The organism is Pseudomonas sp. P110(2024) (assembly GCF_057480795.1).
Window position 1 is genome coordinate 15,527 of the sequence record NZ_JBLIYT010000024.1, and the last position, 22,585, is coordinate 38,111.

19 protein-coding genes are annotated in these 22,585 nt (G+C 64.3%); 10 read left to right on the forward strand and 9 right to left on the reverse strand.

The window, feature by feature from the left end; all coding sequences use genetic code 11:
• Positions 1-58 precede the first annotated feature (58 nt).
• Positions 59-1,174, reverse strand: a complete 1,116-nt coding sequence (locus tag AC25ND_RS25650; protein ID WP_288521710.1) for a branched-chain amino acid ABC transporter substrate-binding protein — start codon at positions 1,172-1,174, stop codon at positions 59-61.
• 358 nt (positions 1,175-1,532) lie between these two features.
• Between AC25ND_RS25650 and AC25ND_RS25655 the strand changes: the two genes are divergently transcribed.
• Positions 1,533-1,838 carry a DUF2288 domain-containing protein gene (locus AC25ND_RS25655; RefSeq protein WP_062363838.1) on the forward strand — a complete coding sequence of 102 codons (306 nt, stop codon included), beginning with the start codon at positions 1,533-1,535 and terminating at the stop codon, positions 1,836-1,838.
• Between the two features lie 211 nt (positions 1,839-2,049).
• On the opposite strand, the gene AC25ND_RS25660 is transcribed toward AC25ND_RS25655, so the two are convergent.
• Positions 2,050-4,233: a hypothetical protein gene (locus AC25ND_RS25660; protein ID WP_028692116.1), complete on the reverse strand. Its 2,184-nt coding sequence runs from the start codon at positions 4,231-4,233 to the stop codon at positions 2,050-2,052.
• Between the two features lie 193 nt (positions 4,234-4,426).
• Between AC25ND_RS25660 and AC25ND_RS25665 the strand changes: the two genes are divergently transcribed.
• Positions 4,427-5,314 (forward strand): NAD(P)-dependent oxidoreductase, encoded by an 888-nt coding sequence (locus AC25ND_RS25665; protein ID WP_486976665.1) that lies wholly within the window; start codon positions 4,427-4,429, stop codon positions 5,312-5,314.
• Here the strand turns inward: AC25ND_RS25665 and AC25ND_RS25670 are convergent.
• Positions 5,214-7,478 carry a putative bifunctional diguanylate cyclase/phosphodiesterase gene (locus tag AC25ND_RS25670; RefSeq protein WP_486976666.1) on the reverse strand — a complete coding sequence of 755 codons (2,265 nt, stop codon included), beginning with the start codon at positions 7,476-7,478 and terminating at the stop codon, positions 5,214-5,216. The two genes, AC25ND_RS25665 and AC25ND_RS25670, sit on opposite strands and share 101 nt — an antisense overlap.
• 255 nt (positions 7,479-7,733) lie before the next feature.
• Positions 7,734-10,580, reverse strand: a complete 2,847-nt coding sequence (gene rapA, locus AC25ND_RS25675) for an RNA polymerase-associated protein RapA (RefSeq protein WP_028692113.1) — start codon at positions 10,578-10,580, stop codon at positions 7,734-7,736.
• 127 nt (positions 10,581-10,707) lie between these two features.
• Between rapA and AC25ND_RS25680 the strand changes: the two genes are divergently transcribed.
• The 4 genes from AC25ND_RS25680 to ccoM all read left to right on the forward strand — a co-directional run bounded on the left by AC25ND_RS25680 (position 10,708) and on the right by ccoM (position 12,315).
• The gene (locus AC25ND_RS25680; RefSeq protein ID WP_028692112.1) at positions 10,708-11,403 is read left to right on the forward strand and encodes a M949_RS01915 family surface polysaccharide biosynthesis protein; all 696 of its coding nucleotides are present in this window, start codon (positions 10,708-10,710) and stop codon (positions 11,401-11,403) included.
• 112 nt (positions 11,404-11,515) lie between these two features.
• Positions 11,516-11,842, forward strand: coding sequence for a hypothetical protein (locus AC25ND_RS25685; protein ID WP_028692111.1), 327 nt, complete (start codon positions 11,516-11,518; stop codon positions 11,840-11,842).
• A 59-nt stretch (positions 11,843-11,901) separates the two neighbouring features.
• Positions 11,902-12,063, forward strand: a complete 162-nt coding sequence (locus AC25ND_RS25690; RefSeq protein WP_096048546.1) for a hypothetical protein — start codon at positions 11,902-11,904, stop codon at positions 12,061-12,063.
• A gap of 135 nt (positions 12,064-12,198) precedes the next feature.
• Positions 12,199-12,315, forward strand: coding sequence for a cytochrome c oxidase subunit CcoM (ccoM, locus tag AC25ND_RS25695; protein ID WP_023629476.1), 117 nt, complete (start codon positions 12,199-12,201; stop codon positions 12,313-12,315).
• 112 nt (positions 12,316-12,427) lie between these two features.
• On the opposite strand, the gene AC25ND_RS25700 is transcribed toward ccoM, so the two are convergent.
• On the reverse strand, positions 12,428-13,156 hold the full coding sequence (locus tag AC25ND_RS25700) for an SDR family oxidoreductase (protein WP_486976667.1): 729 nt from the start codon (positions 13,154-13,156) through the stop codon (positions 12,428-12,430).
• Positions 13,157-13,257: 101 nt separating this feature from the next.
• On the opposite strand from AC25ND_RS25700, the gene AC25ND_RS25705 reads away from it, so the two are divergent.
• On the forward strand, positions 13,258-14,037 hold the full coding sequence (locus tag AC25ND_RS25705) for a LysR family transcriptional regulator (RefSeq protein WP_028692109.1): 780 nt from the start codon (positions 13,258-13,260) through the stop codon (positions 14,035-14,037).
• 158 nt (positions 14,038-14,195) lie between these two features.
• Here the strand turns inward: AC25ND_RS25705 and AC25ND_RS25710 are convergent, their stop codons facing one another.
• A complete protein-coding gene (locus AC25ND_RS25710) occupies positions 14,196-14,954 on the reverse strand; it encodes an SDR family NAD(P)-dependent oxidoreductase (protein WP_062363827.1) in 759 nt (252 codons plus the stop codon).
• A gap of 114 nt (positions 14,955-15,068) precedes the next feature.
• Here AC25ND_RS25710 and AC25ND_RS25715 point away from each other — a divergent pair, with 114 nt between their 5' ends.
• The gene (locus AC25ND_RS25715; protein WP_062363826.1) at positions 15,069-15,989 is read left to right on the forward strand and encodes a LysR family transcriptional regulator; all 921 of its coding nucleotides are present in this window, start codon (positions 15,069-15,071) and stop codon (positions 15,987-15,989) included.
• A 124-nt stretch (positions 15,990-16,113) separates the two neighbouring features.
• On the forward strand, positions 16,114-16,434 hold the full coding sequence (locus AC25ND_RS25720; protein ID WP_028692106.1) for a DUF2025 family protein: 321 nt from the start codon (positions 16,114-16,116) through the stop codon (positions 16,432-16,434).
• Positions 16,435-16,454: 20 nt separating this feature from the next.
• Here the strand turns inward: AC25ND_RS25720 and AC25ND_RS25725 are convergent, their stop codons facing one another.
• Entirely contained in the window at positions 16,455-19,040 is a 2,586-nt protein-coding gene (locus tag AC25ND_RS25725) for a bifunctional diguanylate cyclase/phosphodiesterase (RefSeq protein WP_062363824.1), read from the reverse strand.
• A gap of 51 nt (positions 19,041-19,091) precedes the next feature.
• Positions 19,092-20,168, reverse strand: a complete 1,077-nt coding sequence (locus AC25ND_RS25730; protein ID WP_213884106.1) for a diguanylate cyclase — start codon at positions 20,166-20,168, stop codon at positions 19,092-19,094.
• A 125-nt stretch (positions 20,169-20,293) separates the two neighbouring features.
• Between AC25ND_RS25730 and AC25ND_RS25735 the strand changes: the two genes are divergently transcribed.
• Positions 20,294-21,388: an MBL fold metallo-hydrolase gene (locus AC25ND_RS25735; protein WP_307944553.1), complete on the forward strand. Its 1,095-nt coding sequence runs from the start codon at positions 20,294-20,296 to the stop codon at positions 21,386-21,388.
• Here the strand turns inward: AC25ND_RS25735 and AC25ND_RS25740 are convergent.
• Positions 21,385-22,260, reverse strand: a complete 876-nt coding sequence (locus tag AC25ND_RS25740) for a formate/nitrite transporter family protein (RefSeq protein ID WP_486976668.1) — start codon at positions 22,258-22,260, stop codon at positions 21,385-21,387. The genes AC25ND_RS25735 and AC25ND_RS25740 overlap by 4 nt on opposite strands.
• Between the last annotated feature and the right edge of the window lie 325 nt (positions 22,261-22,585).

A 22,585-nucleotide genomic window follows, 5' to 3' on the forward strand; every position in this document is an offset into this window, starting at 1 on the left:
GTAAAACAAAGCCCACTGCTCGCACAGTGGGCTTCTCGGTCAGCTATTAGTCACGCAGTTACTGAGGGGAGACTTCGGTCTTCGGCTTGCCGAAGTGCCATTCGTAGACCACGAACTTGAAGTCCTTCAGGTCGCCTTTCTCATCGTAGGACAGGTCGCCGGTCGGGGTCTTGAAGGTACCGGCGTGGATGGCGGCAGCCACCTTGTCGGTGTCTTCGGACTTGGCGGCCTTGATGCCTTCGGCGATCAGCTGGACAGCCGAATAGGCCGGGAACACGAACGGACCGCTCGGGTCCTTGCCGTCGGCCTTGATGGCGTCGACGATGGCCTTGTTCGCAGGGTCGGCGTCGAACGATTTCGGCAGGGTGACCAGCAGGCCTTCGGAGGCATTCTGGGCGATCTGCGAGATGGAGTCGTTACCCACGCCTTCCGGACCCATGAACTTGGCCTTCAGGCCCTTCTCTTGCGCCTGGCGCAGGATCAGGCCCAGCTCCGGGTGGTAGCCGCCGTAGTAGACGAAGTCGACGTTGTTCTGCTTGAGCTTCTGGATGATCGAGGAGAAGTCCTTGTCACCGGCGTTCAGGCCTTCGAAGACGGCGACCTTGGTGCCTTTCTTCTCGAGGGTGGTCTTGACCGCGGTGGCGATGCCTTCGCCGTACTGCTGCTTGTCGTGCAGGACCGCAACGACCTTCGGCTTGACGTGGTCGGCGATGTAGTTGCCGGCGGCCGGGCCCTGGGCGCTGTCCAGGCCGATGGTGCGGAAGACCATCTTGTAGCCACGGCTGGTGATGTCCGGGGAGGTGGCGGCGGGGGTGATCATGATCACGCCTTCGTCTTCGTAGATGTCGGACGCAGGCTGGGTGGAGCTGGAGCAGAGGTGGCCGATCACGTACTTGACGCCATCGTTGACCACTTTGTTGGCGACGGCCACGGCCTGTTTAGGGTCGCACGCGTCGTCGTATTCCTCGGCTTCGAGCATCTTGCCATCGACGCCGCCCTTGGCGTTGATGTCCTTGATAGCCTGTTTGGCGCCGACGAACTGCATGTCGCCGTACTGGGTCACCGGCCCGGTCTTGGGACCGGCGATGCCGATCTTGATGGTGTCGGCGGCAAACGAATGGCTGGCGACTCCGGCCAGAACCATCGCGGCAAACAGCTTGGAAATCTTGATCATAGTGCTCCACTCATTCTGTTGTAATTCTTATAGTCCTGAGGCCAGGGCTACAGACCGGGCGGGATCTACGGCCTGGCTACGCCATGCCGTGAGCCCACCTTCCCCCGGAACATGTCCCGGAACTGTACCGGTACAGTGTAGAGCGCCGTCCGAGCGCTTGAAAAGCGGGCGAAAAGCGTCTGTTTCGAGGGGTGTCGCCTGGTCGACATAAAGATACAGAAAAGCGCCATCACTTTGCCGGTATCCGCGGCCCGCCCCCACAAGTTCGGGCCTGATCGACCAAATTACGTATTTGAAACCAGGTTTTTCTGCAAAAATGCCGGCCTTTTTGTTGGACGATCTTTGCGCAGGTAGACCCATGACTGATCAAGTAAGCACCCTCTATGCCAAATTGCTCGGCGAGACCGCCGTCATCGAGTGGAAAGCCCTGGAGCGTTTCTGGGCCAAGGGTGACCTGATTTGGGTCGACCCCAGCCTCGACCTGATCACCGTTGCCGAGGCGATGGCCGAGAATCGCAGCGAGATCTTCGCCAAGTGGCGTAATGATGGCACTGTCGGAGCGGTGTCTGCTGAGCAGGCGCTCGACCTGCAAACCCGCGATCCAGAGATCTGGGCGGTGGTGGTTTCGCCGTTCATCGTGATCCAGGCGAAGAAAGCGGAATAAGCAAGCGCTTTTTTAGTGCGCAAAAACGCGCATACGCCTCGTGATGGTGCGCGTTGACGCTCACGTAAGGTGGAAGTTGGTAACAGTGGCGGGGTGATTTGGCGGGGCGGTAACAGTTTACGGCATGCGTAATACGCCGCCGAAATGATCGCGGGGCAAGCCCGCTCCCACGAAGCCTCCTCGTGGGAGCGGGCTTGCCCCGCGATGGTTTTCAGTAGTCCACGCGCCCTGTATGGCTGTTCAGCGAAATCACCCGGGTCTTGCCGATGCGATGGCGGAAGATCTCGCGCAGGTACTTCACTGCCTTCTTCACGCACTCGCGCGACAGGCGGATATCGTTGATCGAGACGAAGCGGCTCTTGTCGTTGATCAGCTCGCGGTATTTCTTCTCGTACATCGGCTTGATTGCGTACCAGTTGGTGTCGAGGATCTTCGCCGGGTTCTCGAACTCGTTGAGCAGGTCGTCGATGCTGTCTTCATCGAAGTGCTCGCTGGTGATGAACTCCAGGATCGCGTTGTCCATGGTGTCGTCGAAGCGGTACGGGTTGCGCGCGAAGCAGCGCTTGATGAACGCCACGATCAGGGTCAGGAAGTCGTCCGACAGGCAAGGGCTCTTGGCGATCAGGGTGGTCAGTGACAGGTTGGCCGAGGCGCCGATCACCAACGCGTAGCGCTTGAGCGTGGTGTTGGGGAACAGGCTGTTGAGGTGGGTCTTGAGCCGGTTCAGGTCCATGTACGACAGCTTGTAGTCCTTGGGCAGGGAGACGATCGACACCACCGACGAGCAGTTCTTGAAGAAGTGCAGGTCGTGCAGGGCCGCGGCGTCGTAGCCCGAGGCCTGGTACTGCTCCAGCGCGGCGCGGTAGCGGCGCGACTCGATCGGCAGCAGGCTGATGCCCTCGATGGCCTGAGTCTGCTTGTTGAAGTGCGGCAGGTCGATGGAGCGGAAGAACAGGTCGTCGATATCCAGGCGCGGCTGCTCGCGCTCGAACACCTTGAACTTGTCCGACCCTGCAGGTGGCACTTCCGGCACCACCGATTCGGCGTAGGCGATGGCCACGGGGCCGGCCAGGCTCATGAACAGGTCGTTGGCGTCCAGGCGAATGGTCTCGCCGATGTCGATGCCGGCGCGACGGAAGTAGTTCTGGTCGTAGTCGGTGGTCACCGCCTGGGCGGTGAGGATGTTGAAGATCTGCTGGGAGATGTACTGGTTGGCGTGCTTCTCCATGGCGTTGACGTCGATGTTCTGGATCGTGCCGTCATCGCTCTCCTCGGCGTAGCGCATGATGTCGTTGGAGATCAGCATCATCGCGTTCCATGGGCGGATACGGCCCATGACGCTGGCTTCGCTGCTGTCTTCATTGTCGAAGTTGTACGAGAAGTCCCATTCCTCCGACAGGTATTTGCATAGCAGACGTCCGGCGTTGATGTGCAGCGCCTCGGACATTTCGCTGCGGTGGTCGGAGGCGTTGGGCAGCACGCAGATGCCGCTGGTGAAGATCGGCTCGAAGACGAACGAGTGCCCGCTCTTGCCGTCGTTCTCGTCGGCCGGCTTGGTGTCGAAGGTCTTGTTCATGTACGAGTACTGCTGGGCCAGGCCGAATTCCGAGGCCATCCCTGAACCTGTGCCGCCGCCGGCGCTGAAGATGTAGAAGTACAGGCGCGACTGGTTGGCCTTGATGCCGCAGGAGTCGATCAGGTACGAGTGGATCAGTTTCCAGTCGGCGCTGGAGAAGCGCTGGGTGTCCTTGTTGAGGATGATCTTGGCCAGGTACTGGCCAAGGATCGGCGCGTTACCGGCACCCCCGGCATGCACCTCGGACAGGTCCATGATCTTCATCTTGCTGTAGTCACGCAGGAAGCCGCCACGCTCGCCCTTGCGCGAGAAGCGGATGCGCCCGGCGATGTCCTTGTCCAGGTCGCCCAGCATCACCAGCGGCTCGACCAGGAACACCGGCTTGGCGGCCTTGTTCTGCACCAGGCGCAGGTTCTGGCGGATCCAGCGCGCCGGGCTGTAGCCTGCTTCACCCTTGAAGCGGTCCTCGTTGTTGTACTCATTGAGGAAGAAGGTGCGGGCGTTGTATACCAGTTCCGCCACGTCCAGGGCGATGTTCGAGCCGCAGCGGCCCAGGCCAATCAGGCACACCGACGGGAACTGCTGCTCCAGGCGCAGCTGGTCCTCGTCCTCCACGTGCAGGTTCGGCGGAAACACCAGGTCGCGCAGGCCGTCGAGGTTGTCGAGGATGCGCTGGATGTCCTGCTCGGTGAAGTACAGGTACTGCTGCGCCGGCATGCTGCGGGCGGCGGGAAGGTCTCGAGCACTGCCGGCAGTCAGCGAAGTGGGGCTGAGGGTCGGCTCGGGGACCGCATTGGCAGAAGTGTTCGTAGAGGTCATAGTGCGCCATTTGCCTGGAGTGGTTGGCTTCCCGGTGATGCATATCATCTAGCCATCACGGAGAAATTTCGCGACTTTATCAGTGCGTCTTTTTCTTATGCGATAGGGGGTTTCCTTAGTCGGACTAAGGTTTTTCCGTTCGCACCCGCATTGCATCGTCCGTTTGTCACGCTTCTTTAATCTGGAGTCGCTCATGAGTACTGCATTGCCTTCGTTGGGTTTTGCCGGGATTGGCCTGATGGGCCTGCCGATGTGCCGTCGGTTGCTGGCCGCCGGGTATCCGTTGACCGTGTGGAACCGCAGTCCGGGCAAGTGCGCCGAGCTGGTCGCCGCCGGTGCGCAACTGGCCGCCAGCCCCGCCGAGCTGTGCCAGGCGACGGACATGGTGCTGCTGTGCCTGGCCGACACGGCGGTGGTGCGCGAGGTGGTGTTCGGCGAGCAGGGCATCGCCCATGGCGGGCGCAGTGGTCAGCTGCTGGTGGACTTCTCCAGCCTGGAGCCAACCGCCACCCGTGAAATGGCCGCGGAGCTGGCCGCCCTGTGCGGCATGGCCTGGCTCGATGCACCGGTGTCCGGCGGCACGCCGGGGGCCGAGGCGGGTACCCTGGCGATCATGGTCGGCGGCGAGGCCGATGATCTCGAGCGGGCGCGGCCGGTGCTGCTGACCCTGGGCCAGCGGGTCACGCACATGGGCGCGGTGGGCGCCGGCCAGGTGACGAAGGCGTGCAACCAGATGATCGTGGCCTGCAATGCGCTGGTGATCGCCGAGGTGGTGGCCCTGGCTGAGCAGTCAGGGGTCGATGCGCGGCTGATCGCCGAGGCGCTGGCCGGCGGATTCGCCGACTCCAGGCCGCTGCAGATCCTTGCCCCGCAGATGGCCGAGAGCCGCTTCGAGCCGGTCAAGTGGCACGTGCGCACCTTGCTCAAGGACCTCGATACCGCGGTGAAATTTTCCCGCGAGCAGGGCTCGGCGACGCCGCTCAGTGGCCTCGCCGCGCAGCTGATGCGCCTGCACGGTAGCCAGGGTTATCTGCAAAAAGATCCGGCGACTCTGGTAACGCTGTATCGCAACAAGGACTGAGCTCGCCCGATTGGCGGTCGAGGCGTTCGAGGATCGGCCGTAGCTCGGCCAGCGGCACCGGCCGGCTGAGCAGGTAGCCCTGCAGGTAGTCGCAGCCATGGCAGGCGAGGAACTCATGCTGCTCGACGGTCTCGACGCCTTCGGTGACCACCTTCAGGTGCAGGGTGTGGGCCATGATGATGATTGCCTGGACGATTTCCCGGTCCTTCTGGCTGCCCGGCACGTCCTGGATGAACGAGCGGTCGATCTTCAGCACGTCCAGCGGCAGCCGTTTCAGGTAGGCCAATGACGAATAGCCGGTGCCGAAGTCGTCGATCGACAGCGCCACGCCCTGGGCGCGGATGCGCTTGAGCAGGCTGATGGTGTGATGAATGTCGCCCATCAGCGCGTTTTCGGTGACCTCCAGTTCCAGCTGGCGCGGCGCCAGGCCGGCCTGGAACAGCGCCATCTCCACCTCGGTGGCCAGCTCCTCGCGGCCGAGGGTGAGCGCCGAGCAGTTCACCGTGACCTTCAGTTCGCCATAGCCGTGGCGATTGAGCTGGGCCAGGTCCTCGCAGGCCCGGCGCAGCACCCACAGGTCCAGTTCGGCGATCAGGCCGTTGGCCTCGGCGATGCAGATGAAACGCTCGGGGCTGAGCAGGCCGTGCTGCGGGTGCTGCCAGCGTACCAGGGCCTCGAGCTTGGCCACCTGGCCGCTGCGCAGGTCGTAGATCGGCTGGTAGTGCACGCATAGGCCGCGCTCCTCGAACAGCGCCACGCGCAGTTCCTCCTCCAGTTGCAGCTCCAAGGTGGCACGGGTCTTCAGGCCGTTGTTGAAGAAGTTCAGGCTGTTGCGCCCGCAGCCTTTGGACTGGTACAGCGCCAGGTCGGCGTTCTTCAGCAGTTCCTCGGTGCTCTGGCCGTCATCGGGGAAGATGCTGATGCCGATGCTGGTGGTCATGACCATGCGCCGGCCCGCCAGGTCGATCGGCTCCTTCATCCGCTGCATGATGCGCTGGGCCAGGTGGCGGGCCTCGTCGCGGCTGTTGAGGCTGGTGACGATGCAGAACTCATCGCCACCGAAGCGCGCCACCAGGTCCTGACCGCGGGTGGCGGCCTTGATATGGCCGGCGATCACCTTGAGCAGTTCGTCGCCGGCAGCATGCCCGAGGCTGTCGTTGATGCGCTTGAAATGGTCGATGTCGAGGAACATCACCGCCAGCATGCCCTCATGGGCGGCCTGTTCGGCCAGGCGCTCGGCGAACACCTGGTTGAAGCCGCGGCGGTTGACCAGGTTGGTCAGGGCATCGTAGTGGGCTGCCTGCTGCAGCGAAGCCCGGGCCTGGTCGAGCTGGCTGAGCAACACATTGACCCGGCGCAGGTCGTGCTCCTTGCTCTGCAGCTTCTTGTCGGCCAGCGCCGCGCTGATGCTGCCAGCGCTGATCAGCAGGGTGATGACAGCGATGGTCAGTGCCAACTGCAGACTGTTGTCGGCCGAGGGCAGGCGCAGGGCGGTTTCGCCGGGAATCACCAGGGTCATGGCCGCCATGCCGGTGAAATGAGTCAGCACGATGCCGCCGGCCATCAGCAGGCTGGCGCCATACTTGAGCAACAGGTGCAGGGTGCCGCTGCCCTTGCGGAAGTAGCGGGCCATCAGCAGCGCCACCAGGCTGACGAGCACGGCGATGCCGATGGAGGCGAGCAGCAGGCCGGTCTGGTAGTACTGCTGGGCGCTGGTCTGCAGGGCGGCCATGCCGGTGTAGTGCATGATGCTGATGCCCAGGCCGATGAACAGCGCGGTCTGCAGATAGTGGCGCAGGCGCATTTCGCTGCGATTGAGGCTGTTCATCGCCAGCCAGGCGGCGAGCAGGGCCACCAGCAGCGACAAGCCTGTCAGCGGTGCGTCGAAGTGGATCTCCAGCGGTGCCTGGAACGCCAGCATGCTGATGAAGTGCATGGCCCAGATCCCGCCGGCCAGGCAGCAGGCGCCAAGCACTCGCCATTGCCGACGGGCGAAGCGGTCCTCGCATTGGCTCTGGCGTTCGCTCATGTCCAGGGTGGCAAAACAGGCGGCGCTGGCCACGACGAAGGCGAGCAGCACCAGGAAGGGGTTGTGTCGGCAGTCGAGGATGATCTGTCCGGTCGCCGGCAGCTCGGCGAACAATTGCAGTCCCAGCCACTCCATTGCAGGCCTCTTCGTCGAGTCTTCACTCGTCCCCAAATAGCACGGATGGAGACTGTTCCTGCAGGAGTATAGAAACGGGTGCTTAAGCCTTCCTGATTAATGGCACTTTGATTTCTACCATTTGGATATGAAGGCAATAGCTGGATGGTCTAAATGAATATCGACTGGCCGACGCGATCGCGGGGCAAGCCCGCTCCCTCGAATCCCTGACGGGCTCGGGGGAGCGGGCTTGCCCCGCGATGACCTCTATTGAGATCAACCCGCGACAAGCACCCGGATCGCCTCAAGGCGCAGCGCCGCTTTGTCCAGCGCCGCCAGCCCTTCTTCACGCTGCTTGCGCAGGGCATCGATCTCGCTGTCACGCACGCTCGGGTTCACGGCCTTCAGCGCGGTCAGGCGCGCCAGTTCCTCGTCGGCCTCGGCGGTGAGCCGCTGCCGGGCCTGGGCCACGCGTTCGTTGTGGGTCGGCAGGACCTTGGCCTCGCCGGCGGCGATGCGCTTGGCCAGCACGTCGCGCTGGGCCTGGACGAACTTGTTGGCGCTGGCCTTGGGCACGCTTTCGAGCTGGTCGTTAAGGGTTTCGAACGCCACCCGCGGGCCCAGGTCGTTGCCGTTGGTATCCAGCAGGCAGCGCAGCGCCGCCGGCGGCAGGTAACGGCCCAGCTGCAGGCTGCGGGGGGCGACCACTTCACTGACGTAGAGCAGTTCGAGCAGCACGGTGCCGGGCTTGAGCGCCTTGTTCTTGATCAGCGCAACCGCGGTGTTGCCCATCGAACCGGACAGCACCAGGTCCATGCCACCTTGGACCATCGGGTGTTCCCAGGTGAGGAACTGCATGTCCTCGCGCGACAGCGCCTGGCCACGGTCGTAGGTGATGGTCACGCCTTCGTCGTCGCCCAGCGGGAAGCTGGCATCGAGCATCTTCTCGCTCGGCTTGAGGATCAGGGCGTTTTCCGAATGGTCCTCGCTGTCGATGCCGAAGGCGTCGAACAGGGTTTCCATATAGATCGGCAGGGCGAACTGGTCGTCCTGTTCGAGAATGGCCTCGACCAGCGCCTGGCCTTCGCCGGCACCGCCGGAGTTGAGCTCCAGCAGGCGGTCGCGGCCGGTATGCAGCTCGGCTTCCAGGCGCTCGCGCTCGGCGCGGGCCTCGGCCACCAGCTTGCTCCAGCTCTTCTCGTCACTGTCGGCCAGCAGTGGCAGCAGGCGCGGGCCGAACTGATGCTGCAGGGCGTTGCCGGTCGGGCAGGTGTTGAGAAAGGCGTTGAGGCCTTCGTGGTACCACTGGAACAGGCGCTCCTGCGGGCTGTCCTGCAGGTACGGGATGTGCAACTGGATCGTGTGTTTCTGGCCGATCCGGTCGAGACGGCCGATGCGCTGCTCGAGCAGGTCGGGGTGCGCCGGCAGGTCGAACATCACCAGGTGGTGGGCGAACTGGAAGTTGCGGCCCTCACTGCCGATCTCGGAGCAGATCAGCACCTGGGCGCCGAATTCCTCATCGGCGAAATAGGCGGCGGCACGGTCGCGCTCGAGGATGCTCATGCCTTCATGGAACACCGTGGCCGGGATGCCGGAACGCACGCGCAGGGCGTCTTCCAGGTCCATGGCGGTCTCGGCGTGGGCGCAGATCACCAGGACCTTGGTGCGCTTGAGCATCTTCAGGGTGTCGATCAGCCAGTCGACCCGTGGATCGAAACGCCACCAGCGCTCGTCGTCGCCGGTCTCGCCCTGGGCCTGGAAGGCCACTTCCGGGTACAACTCGGCACGCTCGCCCGAGGGCAGCTCGGCGTAGGCGTCGGGGTTGGCCAGCGGGTAGGGGTGCAGCTGGCGCTCGGGGAAGCCCTGGATTGCCGCGCGGGTGTTGCGAAACAGCACGCGGCCGGTACCGTGGCGGTCGAGCAGCTCGCGGATCAGACGGGCGCTGGCCTGGCTGTCGCCATCGCTGACCGCGGCCAGCAGGGCTTCGCCTTCGGCACCGAGGAAGCCTTGGATAGTAGCGTGGGCCTTGGCCGACAGACGGCCTTCGTCGAGCAGTTCCTGCACCGCTTCAGCGACCGGGCGATAGTTTTCGCTCTCGGCACGGAATGCGGCAAGGTCGTGGAAACGGTTGGGGTCGAGCAGGCGCAGGCGGGCGAAGTGGCTGTCCTGGCCGAGCTGTTCCGGGGTGGCGGTGAGCAGCAGCACGCCCGGGATGACCTGGGCCAGTTGCTCGACCAGCGCATACTCGGCGCTGGCCTGTTCCTCGTGCCAGACCAGGTGGTGTGCTTCGTCGACCACCATCAGGTCCCAGCCGGCGGCAAACAGCGCGTCCTGGGCCTTCTCGTCCTCGACCAGCCATTCCAGGGCGACCAGCGCCAGCTGGGCATCCTCGAACGGGTTGCTGGCGTCGCTTTCGATGAAGCGCTCGGCGTCGAACAGTGCCACTTGCAGGTTGAAGCGTCGGCGCATTTCCACCAGCCACTGGTGCTGGAGGTTCTCGGGTACCAGGATCAGCACGCGATTGGCCCGCCCGGACAGCAGCTGGCGGTGGATTACCAGGCCAGCCTCGATGGTCTTGCCCAGGCCCACTTCGTCGGCCAGCAATACCCGGGGAGCGATGCGGTCGGCCACTTCACGGGCGATGTGCAACTGGTGGGCGATGGGTTGGGCGCGCACACCGCCCAGGCCCCACAAGGGGGAGAGCATCTGCTTGCTGGTGTGCTGCAGGGTGTTGTAGCGCAGCGAGAACCACGACAGCGGGTCGATCTGCCCGGCAAACAGGCGGTCGCTGGCAAGGCGGAACTGGATGAAGTTTGACAGCTGCGTCTCGGGCAGGGTGCGCGGCTGGTTCTGGCCATCGATGCCGTGGTAGACCATCAGGCCGTCGATGTCCTCGACTTCCTGCACGGTCAGCTTCCAGCCTTCGAAGTGGGTGATCAGGTCGCCGGGCGAGAAGCGCACGCGGGTCAGCGGCGCATTGCGTAGCGAGTACTGGCGGGTGTCGCCCGTGGCCGGGTAGAGCACGGTCAACAGACGGCCATCCTGCGCCAGGATGGTCCCAAGACCGAGCTCGGCTTCGCTGTCGCTGATCCAGCGTTGCCCCGGTTGATACTGCTGCGCCATACTGCCAAAACTCCCGCGATGAAAAAGCCGGCTATGTTAACGGATCGGCTTCGCCAGACCAATGAATGTGAAGAGTCTAGCGCTTTCATCGACGAATACCGTCCTGTCACGAGGGCCACGCGCCAACATGGTTGCCAAGCACCGCTGGTTGAACGTCACTCTGGGCCTGGGCAGCCTCGCGCTGCTGGCCGCCTGCGAACAGAAGAGCTTCGAAGTCCTGCCGCCGATTCCGGTCGAGCAACTCGAAGTGCTCGGTGTGCAGACACCGATCAAGAGTGTGCACTTCCACGACCGCGAGGGTGAAGGCCTGCTGGTGCTGAGCCGTGTCGATGGCCAGGCCACCGACCCCGACACCGAGGAAGAAGTCGACAAGGTGGTGCTCAAGGCCACCTTGTATGGCCGCGCCGCCGGCGGTGATGCTTTCAAGGCGCGCTGGCAGATCGAGCAGGAGACCACCTGCGCCGGACTGGACCTGGACGTCGACTTTTATACCGACGTCAGCGATGTCGGTGACCTGAACAAGGACGGCGTCGCCGAAGTCACCGTGGCCAGCCACGCCTTCTGCGGCGGCGGCATCGACCCCCACGACATCGCCATCGAGATGCGTGAGGGCCAAGCGATCTACACAATAACCGGCCAGTCGCTGATCAGCCCGCCCGGTGAAGACGCGTTCGGCGGCGAGCGCGAGGATAGCGCCTCGCTCAAGAGCGCCCCGCAGGTCGTGCGCGAGCACATGGACGCGGTCTGGCAGCAGGTCTACAAGCGGCCTTGGAGCGAGTCGAGCGCCGCGCCAGACGATGACCCGGACGACGAGGCTGAGTAATCCCGCGCTATAATCCAGCGCAGTGCGGCGCTGTGACACGCCGCACACCTTTGACCGCAGGCATTCAAGGCGGCGCACCACCAGCCGACAACAAGGCTACAGGAGACCCACCATGCTGCCGCCGATCATCCCGCTCAGTGCCGCCCCCGTGACCTCGCAACACGACCCGGTCAAGCCACCGCCGACCATTGCGCCGGTGGTACCCACGCAGCCGACCTCCAGCGATGGCACCATTGACCTGAAGAATCATCGTGATCCCCAAGAGCAGGCCCTGCTGCTGCGCGACGAGCAACGCCGTCAGCAAAAAAGGCGCAAGCAGGCTGAAGGCGATCGGTACGAGGCCGTGCCGGGCGAAGAGCTCAACGCCGACAACACCGTGCCGGTGGCGCCGATGGGCGAGCGCACGCGCCAGGGGTTGCTGGTGGATATCGAAGTCTGACTAGTCAGCACTGCCGCTTGCCTTCATCATAAAGGCCTCTGCTGTCCGTCGAGCCCGCCATGAGCCAAGACAACCTGATCGATTTCGGCGCCGAACGCGCCAAACGCATCCACGACCTCAACGACAAGCGCCTGAACGACATGCGCCAGGCCTTCGAACAGGCCATGCCGCTGGCCCAGGCCAAGAAGAAAAAGCCCAAGGGCAAACCCAAGAAGCGCTGAAACTTGATGCAGGTCAACCCTGCACCCGCCTCGCGCGCCCGGCTCCGGGCGCCATTGACTCCGGTCAATTTTCCCCCTCCCGGCATTGGTTACCTTGCACCCATCGGATGACGGCACATCAAGGGAGGGGCCGACATGTTCTTCGACAACGTGGTTATCGCCGGTGTGGTAACGGTCGGGTTGATGTTGGCGTTCTTCGCCGGTCTGGGCATTTTCATCTGGAAGGACTCGAAAAAGCGTAATCAGCGCTGATCCTTCCCGATCCATGAGCACGCAAGGCATTTAGGGCGACTTCGGTCGCCCATTTTTTTGCCTGGATTTTCATCGCCGGACGGGGCTTGCCGACGTACGGGGCGCATTCATCTCAGGGTTGTTGAGCGGTCGCCGCCAGCACGATCTCGCGAATGCAAACCTGCTGCGGCTGCTGGTAGGCCCAGGCGATCGCCCCGGCGACATCCTCGGCGCTCAGTACCACGCCGCCCATATCATTGGCCTTCCACGCTTCGTAGTCGCGCTTGATACCCTCGTCGGTGGTGTGCCCGAGCAGCTCGGTCTCCACCGCGCCCGGGGCGATGGTCACCACCCGCACATTATGCGGCGCCAACTCTTCGCGCAGGTTCTCCGACAGCCCGTGCACGGCGAACTTGCTGCCCACATAGGCCACATGGTTGGGGAAGGTCTTGCGCCCGGCCACGGAACTGACGTTGATCAGCGTGCCGTGGCGCCGCTCGATCATCCCGCCGACCAGCGCCTGCACGCCGTTGAGCAATCCCTTGACGTTGATGTCGAACATGCGCTCCCACTGCTCCGGATCCTGCTCGTGCACCTGCCCCAGCAGCATCACCCCGGCGTTGTTCACCAGGGCATCGGCCGGGCCGTACAGCGCTTCGGCCTCGGCCACGGCAGCCACCAGCGCCGCCCGGTCGCGGATATCCACGGCGCGGCACAGGCAATCGGGAAGCGCCAGCGCCTCGAGGCGTTCCAGGCGTCGGGCGATCAGCAGCAGTGGATGACCCGCAGCGGAGAATCGCTGGGCGGTGGCGGCGCCGATACCGGAGCTGGCGCCAGTGACAATGATCAAGGGTTTGTTCATGGTTGCCTCCCAGGCATAATCGCTTTCGATGGCCAGGATTCTAGATTGCGTCTGCGGCCATGAAAAACGGCTTATTTCTCTGGCTGGCATCGGTTCTATCTATGGATATTCGTCACCTCAAGGCATTTATCGCCGTCTTCGAAGCGCGCAACATCACGGTAGCCGCCCAGCGTTTGTGCGTGGCCCAGCCGACTTTGTCGGTGACCATTCGCCAGCTGGAAGAGGAGCTGGGCGCCGAATTGTTCCTGCGCCAAGCCCGCGGGGTCGAAGTCAGCGAGCAGGCCCGCGAGCTCTATCCCCAGGCCTGTCGCATGGTGGCCGAGGCCGAGGCCCTGCGCCTGCGGTTTCGTCAGGGGCAGGAGCGGGTGCCGTTGGCGCTGGGCATCGAGGCCGACATCGCACCGGCCCAGGTCGAGGCCTGCGTGCGTCTGGCCAGCCAGGCGGTGGCGGGCTTGCAGTTGACCCTGCTGGAGGGCTGCGACGGTGATGCACGCCTGGCGGACGAGTCTCAGCGCTGTGAGGACGAACTGTTCCTGCCGCTGTGGGAGGAAGCGTTCGTGCGGGTGATGGCCACCGGCAGCCAGCCGGACGGACGCTGGATCACCTGCCCGCAGCACCCGTCGCACCAACGCTTGATGGGCTTGTATGACGGGGGGGAGCAGGTCGGCCAGGCCGGTTCGTTGCAACGGGTCCTGGCCATGGTCGCCGCCGGGCAGGGCGCGGCCTGGTTGCCGCAGTCGCTGGTCGAGCGTTGCCCGGGCGTCTACTGGCAGCCGGGCAGCGGCCTGACGCTGCGCCGTCGGGTCGGATTGTGCATGTCCCATGAGGCCTTGGCACTACCCGCCGTGGCAGCGCTGCATCAGGCCCTGAGCCGCGCTTGAACGACCAGGATTGTGGGAGCGGCCTTGTGTCGCGAAAGGGCTGCGAAGCAGCCCCAGGATTTCGGCGTTGACGCAAAGATTACTGGGGCCGCTTCGCGCCCCTTTCGCGACACAAGGCCGATTGCACAGGAACTGCGCATCGACTGGGCAACGCGTGCCTAGAGGAACATCCCCCCAGAAACTTCCAGCCGCTGCCCCGTGATCCAGCCATTGCCGTCCTCCAGCAACAGGGCGATGGCCGCACCGATGTCGTCGGGTAGGCCGACGCGTCCCAGTGCCGTGTTGCTGGCGATGTAGTCGTTAACCTGCTGGTTGTCGCGCACCACGCCACCGCCGAAGTCGGTCTCGATGGCGCCCGGCGCGAGAATGTTCACGCGAATACCGCGCGCCCCCAGCTCCTTGGCCTGGTAGCGGGTCAGCACTTCCATGGCGCCCTTCATGGCCGCATAGGCGGCGTAGCCGGGCAGGGCGAAGCGGGTCAGGCCGGTGGAGATGTTGACGATGCGCCCGCCGTCGGCCAGCAGCGGCAGCAGGCGCTGGGTGAGGAAGAACGGCCCCTTGAGCTGGATGTTCAGCAACTGGTCGAATTGCACTTCGCTGGTCTCGCTGAACGGCACGTTCAGGCCGATGCCGGCGTTGTTCACCAGGAAGTCCAGCTGGCGGCGGCCAAACTGCTGTTCGAGGGTGTCGCCCAGGCGCTCGGCGAAGGCGGCAAAGCTGGCGCTGTCGCTGACATCCAGTTGCAGCATGGCGGCGCGCACGCCGGCCTGTTCGAGCGAGGCGGCCACGGCGTGGGCCTCGTCGGCCTTGCTGTGGTAGGTGCCGATGATGTCGATTCCGCGAGCGGCCAGGTGTTCGGCGGTGTTCTTGCCCAGGCCGCGGCTGGCGCCGGTGATCAGTGCGATCTTGCGAGTCATGTCGGTTACCTCGTTGGGGGGGGGGGGAATGACAGGTTATTGATCGGTTGATGGCTGTTAAATCCACGGATTCCGGAAATACTGTTCGTATTGAATGGACAATCGGAGCCCGTCATGAACAAGCTGGAGCTGTTGCGCACTTTTGTCAGGGTCAGCGAACTGAGCAGTTTCACCCTGGCCGGCGAAAGCCTGGGCCTGCCGCGTTCGACCGTCTCCGAGCAGGTGCGGGCGCTGGAACGGTTGCTCGGCACGCGCCTGTTCAACCGCACCACGCGGCGGGTGCAGACCACCCAGGACGGCGCCGTGCTCTACGAGCGCAGCAAGGACCTGCTGTCGGGCATGGACGAGATCGAAAGCCTGTTCAGCGCCGACGATGCCGAGCTGACTGGGCGCCTGCGCATCGACCTGCCGACCATGATGGCGCGGCGGCTGATTGTGCCGGCGCTGCCAGGGTTTCTCGAGCGTTTCCCGCGCCTGGAAGTGGAGCTTAGTTGCACCGACCGCCAGGTCGACCTGCTGCGCGAAGGCTTCGACTGCGTGATGCGCATCGGCGCGCTCAGCGAACTGGACGTGGTCGCCCGCCCGGTGGGGCGACTGAGCATGCGCAACTGTGCCAGCCCCGCCTACCTCGAGCGTCACGGCGTGCCACGGAACCTGCAGGATCTGGCCGGCCATCGGTTGGTCCACTACGTGCGCAACCTCGGTGCCCGCAGCGCCGGGTTCGAATACGTGCAGGAGGGCGAGCTGCGCTTTCAGGCCATGGCCGGCGTGGTCACGGTGAACAATGCCGAAGCCTATTCCGCCGCCTGCCTGGCAGGGCTCGGGCTGATCCAGGTACCGGCGGTGGGCGTCGATGAACACCTGCGCAATGGAGAACTGATATCGCTGCTCGAGCCCTGGCAGGCGCGGGCCATGCCGGTGTCGCTGCTGTATGCCCGGCAGCGCCATGTGCCGCGCCGAGTCCAGGCGTTCATGAACTGGCTGGCGGCGCTGCTGGCGTCGCAGGTCGACCCGGTGGCGGCGCCAACCGGCTGAAACGGGAAGGGTGAGAATGCGTGGCGAAGGTTCCCGCAGTTGCGTTAGGCTGGTACCTGCGCGTCGCCCGCCAGAGGTGACCGTTCCCTGCGTGCGTCACTTCCGAATTTTGCGAGGTTACGCCATGGCCATCACTTCCCAGGACATCTGCGACGCCGCCGACCAGCTCAAGGGCTTTGTCGGCTTCCACGGCAAGCGCGGCATGCATATCGTGCGGTTTTCCGAAGATTCGTTCGGCATGGACGTCGCCGACGACAGCATCACCCCCTGCAACGAGTTCGTCTGGCGCCCCGAGGCCGACACGCGCATGGCATTGTGCCGGGAGCGCCTGGCCTTGCTGCTGGAGCAGCATGTGGACGATCGGCTGAACATCGGCGAGCCGCTGCGCATCTACCTCAAGCGCACCGACCTGCCGGAGATCGTGGCTGAACGCAGCCTGCGCTGAAGGCATGCATCAAGAGGGAGTCAGGACACATCCTGCTGGCGCACCTCGCGGCCCGCCAGCAGCGCCTCGAAACCCGCCCGGTCCACCGGCTTGCTCAGGTAGTAGCCCTGCACCTCATGGCACTGCTCCCTGTCCAGCGCCTGCAACTGCTGCTCGGTCTCCACCCCCTCGGCGGTGACCGTCAGCCCCATGGCCTTGCCCAGGTTGATGATGGCCTGCACCACTGCCCGGTCGTTGCCGCTCTGGCTGCTGAGTCCGGCGATGAAGCGCTTGTCGATCTTGATGCTGTCGAAGGGGTAGGTGCGCAGGTAACCCAGCGACGAGTAACCGGTGCCGAAGTCGTCCATGTTCAGGCGCACGCCCAGCTCCTTGAGCGCGAGCATGGTGCCCAGGGCGCCCTCGATGTCGTTGAGCATCACGTTCTCGGTGATCTCCAGTTCCAGGCGCTGGGCCGGGAAGCCGGTGTCCAGCAGTACCTGGCGCACATCGGCGACCACATCGCTGCGGGAGAACTGCGCCGGCGACAGGTTGACCGAGACCAGCAGTTCGTCGGGCCAGTCGCGGGCATTGCGGCAGGCCTCGGCCAGCACCCAGCGACCAAGGGGCACGATCAGGTCGCTCTGCTCGGCCAGGGGAATGAAGGTGTCCGGCCCGAGCAGGCCCTCCTCGGGGTGCTGCCAGCGCAGCAGGGCCTCCACCGAGACGATGCGCAGGTCGTACAGACGATAGCGTGGCTGATAGTGCAGGACGAACTCGTGCTGCTTGATCGCCCGGCGCAGGTCGTTTTCCAGTTGTCGGCGGTACTGGATCTGCTGGTTCATCTCTGGCGAGAAGTAACGCCAGGTATTCTTGCCGTCGGCTTTGGCCTGGTACAGCGCAATATCGGCGTAGCGGATCAACTCACCGGCATCGTAGCCCTGGATTCGGGTCTGGGCGATGCCAATGCTGGCGCCGATATGCAACTGTTGTCCCTCGTAGATTATAGGTTGCTGCAGCAACTCGAGCAGGCGGGCGCAGAAACGATCGATCTCGCTGCGATTGTCCAGGCCATGCAGCACCAGGACGAACTCGTCGCCGCCCAGGCGAGCCACCAGGTCATTTTCGCGGGTGGTGTCGCGCAGGCGACCGGCCACTTCCTGCAACACCGCGTCGCCGGCCGGGTGGCCGAGGGAATCGTTGATCGGCTTGAAACTGTCCAGGTCGAGCAGCAGCAAGGTCAGCGGCGGTGAATCGCTGCCGCGCAACAGCGCATGCTCAAGGTGGCGTGACAGCTTGTTGCGGTTGGCAAGGCCAGTCAGGGCATCGTGCATTGACAGGTGCTGGATGCGGGCATGGGCGGCGACTTCGTCAGTGATATCGCTGGCGGTGCCGCGAAAGCCGGCGAGCTTGCCCTCGTAGACGATCGAGCGCGCCGAAACGCGGCAGTAGCGGTTCTGCCCGCTGGCGTCATCGTAGTTGCAGCGCAGGTTGGCCAGTTGCTGCGGGTTGTCGTCGGCCTGGCTGTCGAGCCACGGCAGCAGGGGCGTGGTGTCGCAGGCCAGCAGCTGGTTTAGCGGCTGGCCTATCCAGTCCTCGAGCCGGTAGCCGGTGACGCTGACGAAGCGCTGCGACAGGTAGGTCAGGCGGTGCTGGCGGTCGGTTTCCCAGATCCAGTCCGACGCGGCCTCGGCCACTGCGCGAAAGCGCTGCTCGCTGGCCTCCAGGGCGCGGTTGCTTTGCTGCAGGCGCAGCAGGCTGTCGTCGATGGCGCGGGAGCTGCGCAGGGCATGGCGGAACAGGTACAGGAGCACCAGGCCGAGCACCAGCAGCACCGCCAGCAGCGGCGGCAGGAAAGCGTGGAGCAACTGGCGACCCGGTAGCGGCGTGTTCCAGGCCAGGTAATAGCCGGTTTCCTCCAGGGCGATGTGCGGTTGTCCGGTCTGGGCGGCGCCATTTTTCTCCAGGCGCATGCCGGTCAGGCCCGCACCCTTGCCCAGCACGGCGAGCTTGGCCTCGGTCAGTTGGTCGATAAACACCATCACCGGCGCCTGGCGCACATCCGCCTCGGTCACATCTTTGTCCGGGCGCACCGCCGCCGCGCTGAGCACCGCGGGCCAGCCGTTGAAGCGCACGAAGTGGGCCACCTGCTCGCGGGCCGGTGCCGCCTTGCGCGCCGCGTCGGTGATCGGCGCCAGGGGACTGTCGATATGGGCGCTGGCCGGTGAGTCGGTGGGCTTGCCCTTGAACAGGGCATAGGTGGTGCGGTCATCCTCGATCACGAACACGCCTTCGTAGCCGCTGGCGCTGTACAGCGACTCACCGACGTTCTTCTCGTCATACGCCCACTGCCAGTCGACCTTGCCTACCAGATGTTCGTAGGCGGCGTCCCAGACGGCGTAGCTGGAGAGGAACTGGCGCGACGCCACCAGCCGCTGCTCCAGTGCCTGGGTAGCCTGGAAGGTGCTCTGCTCCAGCGCCTGGCGGTCCAGCGTGGCGGCGATGTTGAACAGCGCCACCAGGGTGAACACGCAGGCGAGGCCGAACAGAGCGCAGAAGGCGCCTACCAGCCTGCGCACCTGCAGGCGCGAAGTGGGGCTGGAGGATGAAAGGTCGACGTTCCTGTCCATGTACGGGCGACTCCTTCAACTGCTGTCTGCGCCCGGGGCCTGGGCGAAGGTTCAGTCAGGATAGGCCAGCTTGAGCAGGGCGGCCTCGCCGCGGGCGAAATTGACCTGGTCGCGCCCCTGGTGCTTGGCGGCGTACAGGGCCTTGTCGGCCTGTTCCAGCCAATGTTCGGGCGAGGCGAGGGTGGTGCGAAAGTCCGCCAGGCCGATGCTCAGGCTGATGCGCAGGCCCGGCAGTTGCGGGTTGCGGTAGGCGCCGACGCGCTCGCGCAGGCGCTCCATGGCCTGGCACGCCTGGGCTTCGTGGGCGCCGGGGAGGATCACGCAGAACTCGTCACCGCCGTAGCGCCCGGCCAGGTCGTCCTCGCGCAGGTTGCGCCGCAGTTCCTGGCTGAGCTGGCGCAGCACGCAGTCGCCGACCACATGGCCGTAGGTGTCGTTGATGGTCTTGAAGTGGTCGATGTCGATCAGGGCGACTACCGCCGGCAGCTGCTGTTGCTGGCAGATCTGGAACTTGAGCAGCAGCAGGTCCTTCCACGAGCCATGGTTGAGCAGGCCGGTAAGGCTGTCGGTGCGGCTCAGGGCGCTTAGGCGGCGCTTGTGCTCGGCCAGCTTGATCGCCAACTGGTAGCACACCCAACCCAGGGCCAAGGGGTAGAGGGTGAGCATCGGCAGGCAGGCAAGCACCTGCAGTTGCGTGGCCTGGGGCTGCAGGCCGGTACCGAGCAGGGCGCTGGCCAGCAGCATGCCGCCCAGTTGAGCCAGCAGACCGCGCAGCAGCACCCGTTTGCCGCCGGCGGCGACGTTGTTCATGGTCATCATCGACAGGATGGTCACCGTGGGCAGCGGGTTGAAATGCATCGCCGCGGTCCAGAACCCGCTCATAAGGGAGTCCAGCAGGATGTTGCACTGTTCGGCCTGGTAAGGCGTGGCCGAGCGCAGGGCCCATTGGTAGGCCACATGAGGCCAGAGCAGGCCATTGAACAGCAGCAGGGCCCAGGCCCACTGCGGCGGGTTCAGCGGGGCGATGGCGGCCATTACGCTGAACAGGCCGATCCCCAGGCCGATGATGCGCGGCAGGTAGATGCGCCTGACGAAAGAGAGCCCCTTGCCGCTGCGGTTATCGATCATGGTTGTCGTTCTTCTGTGGGGCGCCGTTTATCGCATAAGTCGTGTGAATATTGTTGAACAATCGTTCATCGGCGAAAAATGACCTTACAAGCCATTTCACGGTTGATCCGACCCTGTGGAGTACTATGAAGGCCTTCTTCTTTTGTGGAGTGCTGCTGCTCATGGTCCCCATGGCTACCCCCGCCGGCGAGCCGGCACCGCACCGGGACGGACGCTTTCACAACCAGGTCGAGCTGCCCAGGGATGGCGTGCTCAAGAAGCTGCGCATCGGCGTCAAGTACCTGCTGCTGCGCAAGCCGCCGCAAACCCGGCCAGATGCTGCGCTGAACCTGCAGACGATGACCCGCCAGCAGGTGGCCGACGCGCCGGACCATAGCTTGTGGCGTCTTGGCCACTCCACGGTACTGCTCAAGCTGCGCGGGCGCTTCTTCATTACCGACCCGGTGTTCGCCGAGCGCGCCTCACCGGTGCAGTGGGCCGGGCCGCTGCGCTTCCATGCGCCGCCGTTGGCGCTCGACGATCTGCCGCCGCTGACTGCGGTGATCCTGTCCCATGATCATTTCGACCACCTCGACGAGCAGGCCATCCGCCGGTTGGCGCCGCGCACCGAGCACTTTCTCGCACCGCTGGGAGTCGGCGACCTGCTCATCGAGTGGGGCGTGCCGCCGGCCAAGGTGCGGCAACTGGACTGGTGGCAGGAAACCGAAGTCGAAGGCGTGCGCTTCGCCGCCACGCCGGCGCAGCACTTTTCCGGACGTGGGTTGTTCGACAGCAACCGCAGACTGTGGGCGTCCTGGGTGATGATCGACGAAGGGCTGCGGCTGTTCTTCAGCGGTGATACTGGTTACTTCGCCGGCTTTCGCGAGATCGGCGAGCGCTACGGGCCCTTCGACGTGACCTTGATGGAGACCGGCGCCTACAACGTCGCCTGGCCCAGTGTGCATATGCAGCCGGAGCAGACTCTGCAGGCGCACCTGGACCTGAAGGGCCGTTGGCTGCTGCCTATTCACAACGGCACCTTCGACCTGTCGATCCACAGCTGGCAGGAGCCCTTCGAGCGTATCCTGACACTGGCCAATGCCGCCCAGGTAGAGCTGAGCACGCCACAGATGGGCGAACGAGTCAGCCTCGACTCGCCGCATCCGGGGCAGAACTGGTGGCGGCCGCGGCCATTGCCGCAGCGGGGCAGGGCGTCCGAGCGGGCGGTTGCCGCGCGCTAGTTCCTGGCCTGTTTGTCGTGCTTCAACAGTTTCGAGGGCGGCTTGCCGCTGTCGCTGCGCACTTGGGCATGGCTGATCAAGGCGAAGATGAAACTGCCGCCAATGATGTTGCCGGCCAGGGTGGGCAGGGCGAAGTCGAGCCAGAAGGCGCTCCAGCTCTGCTCGCCGGCCCAGACCAGGTAAGAGACCTCGACCGAGCCCACTACTATATGCGTGAAGTCGCCCAGGGCCATCAGGTAGGTGATCATCAGGATGATCCAGATCTTGGCGTGCTCCATGGACGGGATCATCCAGACCATGGTGGCGATCATCCAGCCTGAGACGATGCCCTTGGCGAACATCTGGCCGATGCCGTTCTCCATCACCTTGCGGCCCACATCCAGGAAGGCGACATCGGTCTTGCTGTCGAATATCGGCAGTTCGAGCATCACCCAGGCTACCAGCAGCGTGCCGGCCAGGTTGCCGAGCAGGACGATGGTCCACAGGCGCAGCAGGCGGCCCAGGTTGGTGAGGGTGGGGGTGGTCATCAGTGGCAGCACGGCGGTCAGGGTGTTTTCGGTGAACAGTTGCTGGCGGGCGAGGATCACCGCCAGGAAGCCTGCGCTGTAGCCCAGGCTGGCGATCACCTGGGCGCTGTCGCCTTCGGGCAGGCGGGCGTAGAACAGTCCCATGGCCATCAACGACAGGCCCATGGTCAGGCCAGCCGCCAGCGCTGACCACCACAAGGCAGCGAGCGTGCGTTCCAGTTCGTGGTCACCCTGGGCGCGGATGATCTCGTGCAGCACCGCCGCCCGGGGCGGTTGGTTGTGGCTGACTTCCTGCTCTTCGTCCGGCGACAGCCCCGGGGTCTTCTCGTTCTGTGCATCGCTCATGGCAGCCGCTCCGCTTGCGTGTTTCTCTACAGAGCGGCAACCGCATCGAATAGTTGCCGAGCGGCCGCCGGATGGCGATCGAAAGTTTTTTCAGATCAAGGTGTTGACTCTGAAATCAAACCGCGTATTATTCGCCTCCTCGCAGCGTAGAACGCTACGAGGCAAGCGGTAAGTTGTTGAGGTTGAAGGTGTTTTGCAAAAAGCAGCTTCAAAAAAACTTCAAAACAACGCTTGACAGCAAATGAGGAAAGCGTAGAATGCGCGCCTCGGTTGAGACGAAACGCTCTCAGCCAAACGCTCTTTAACAAATTGAATCAAGCAATTC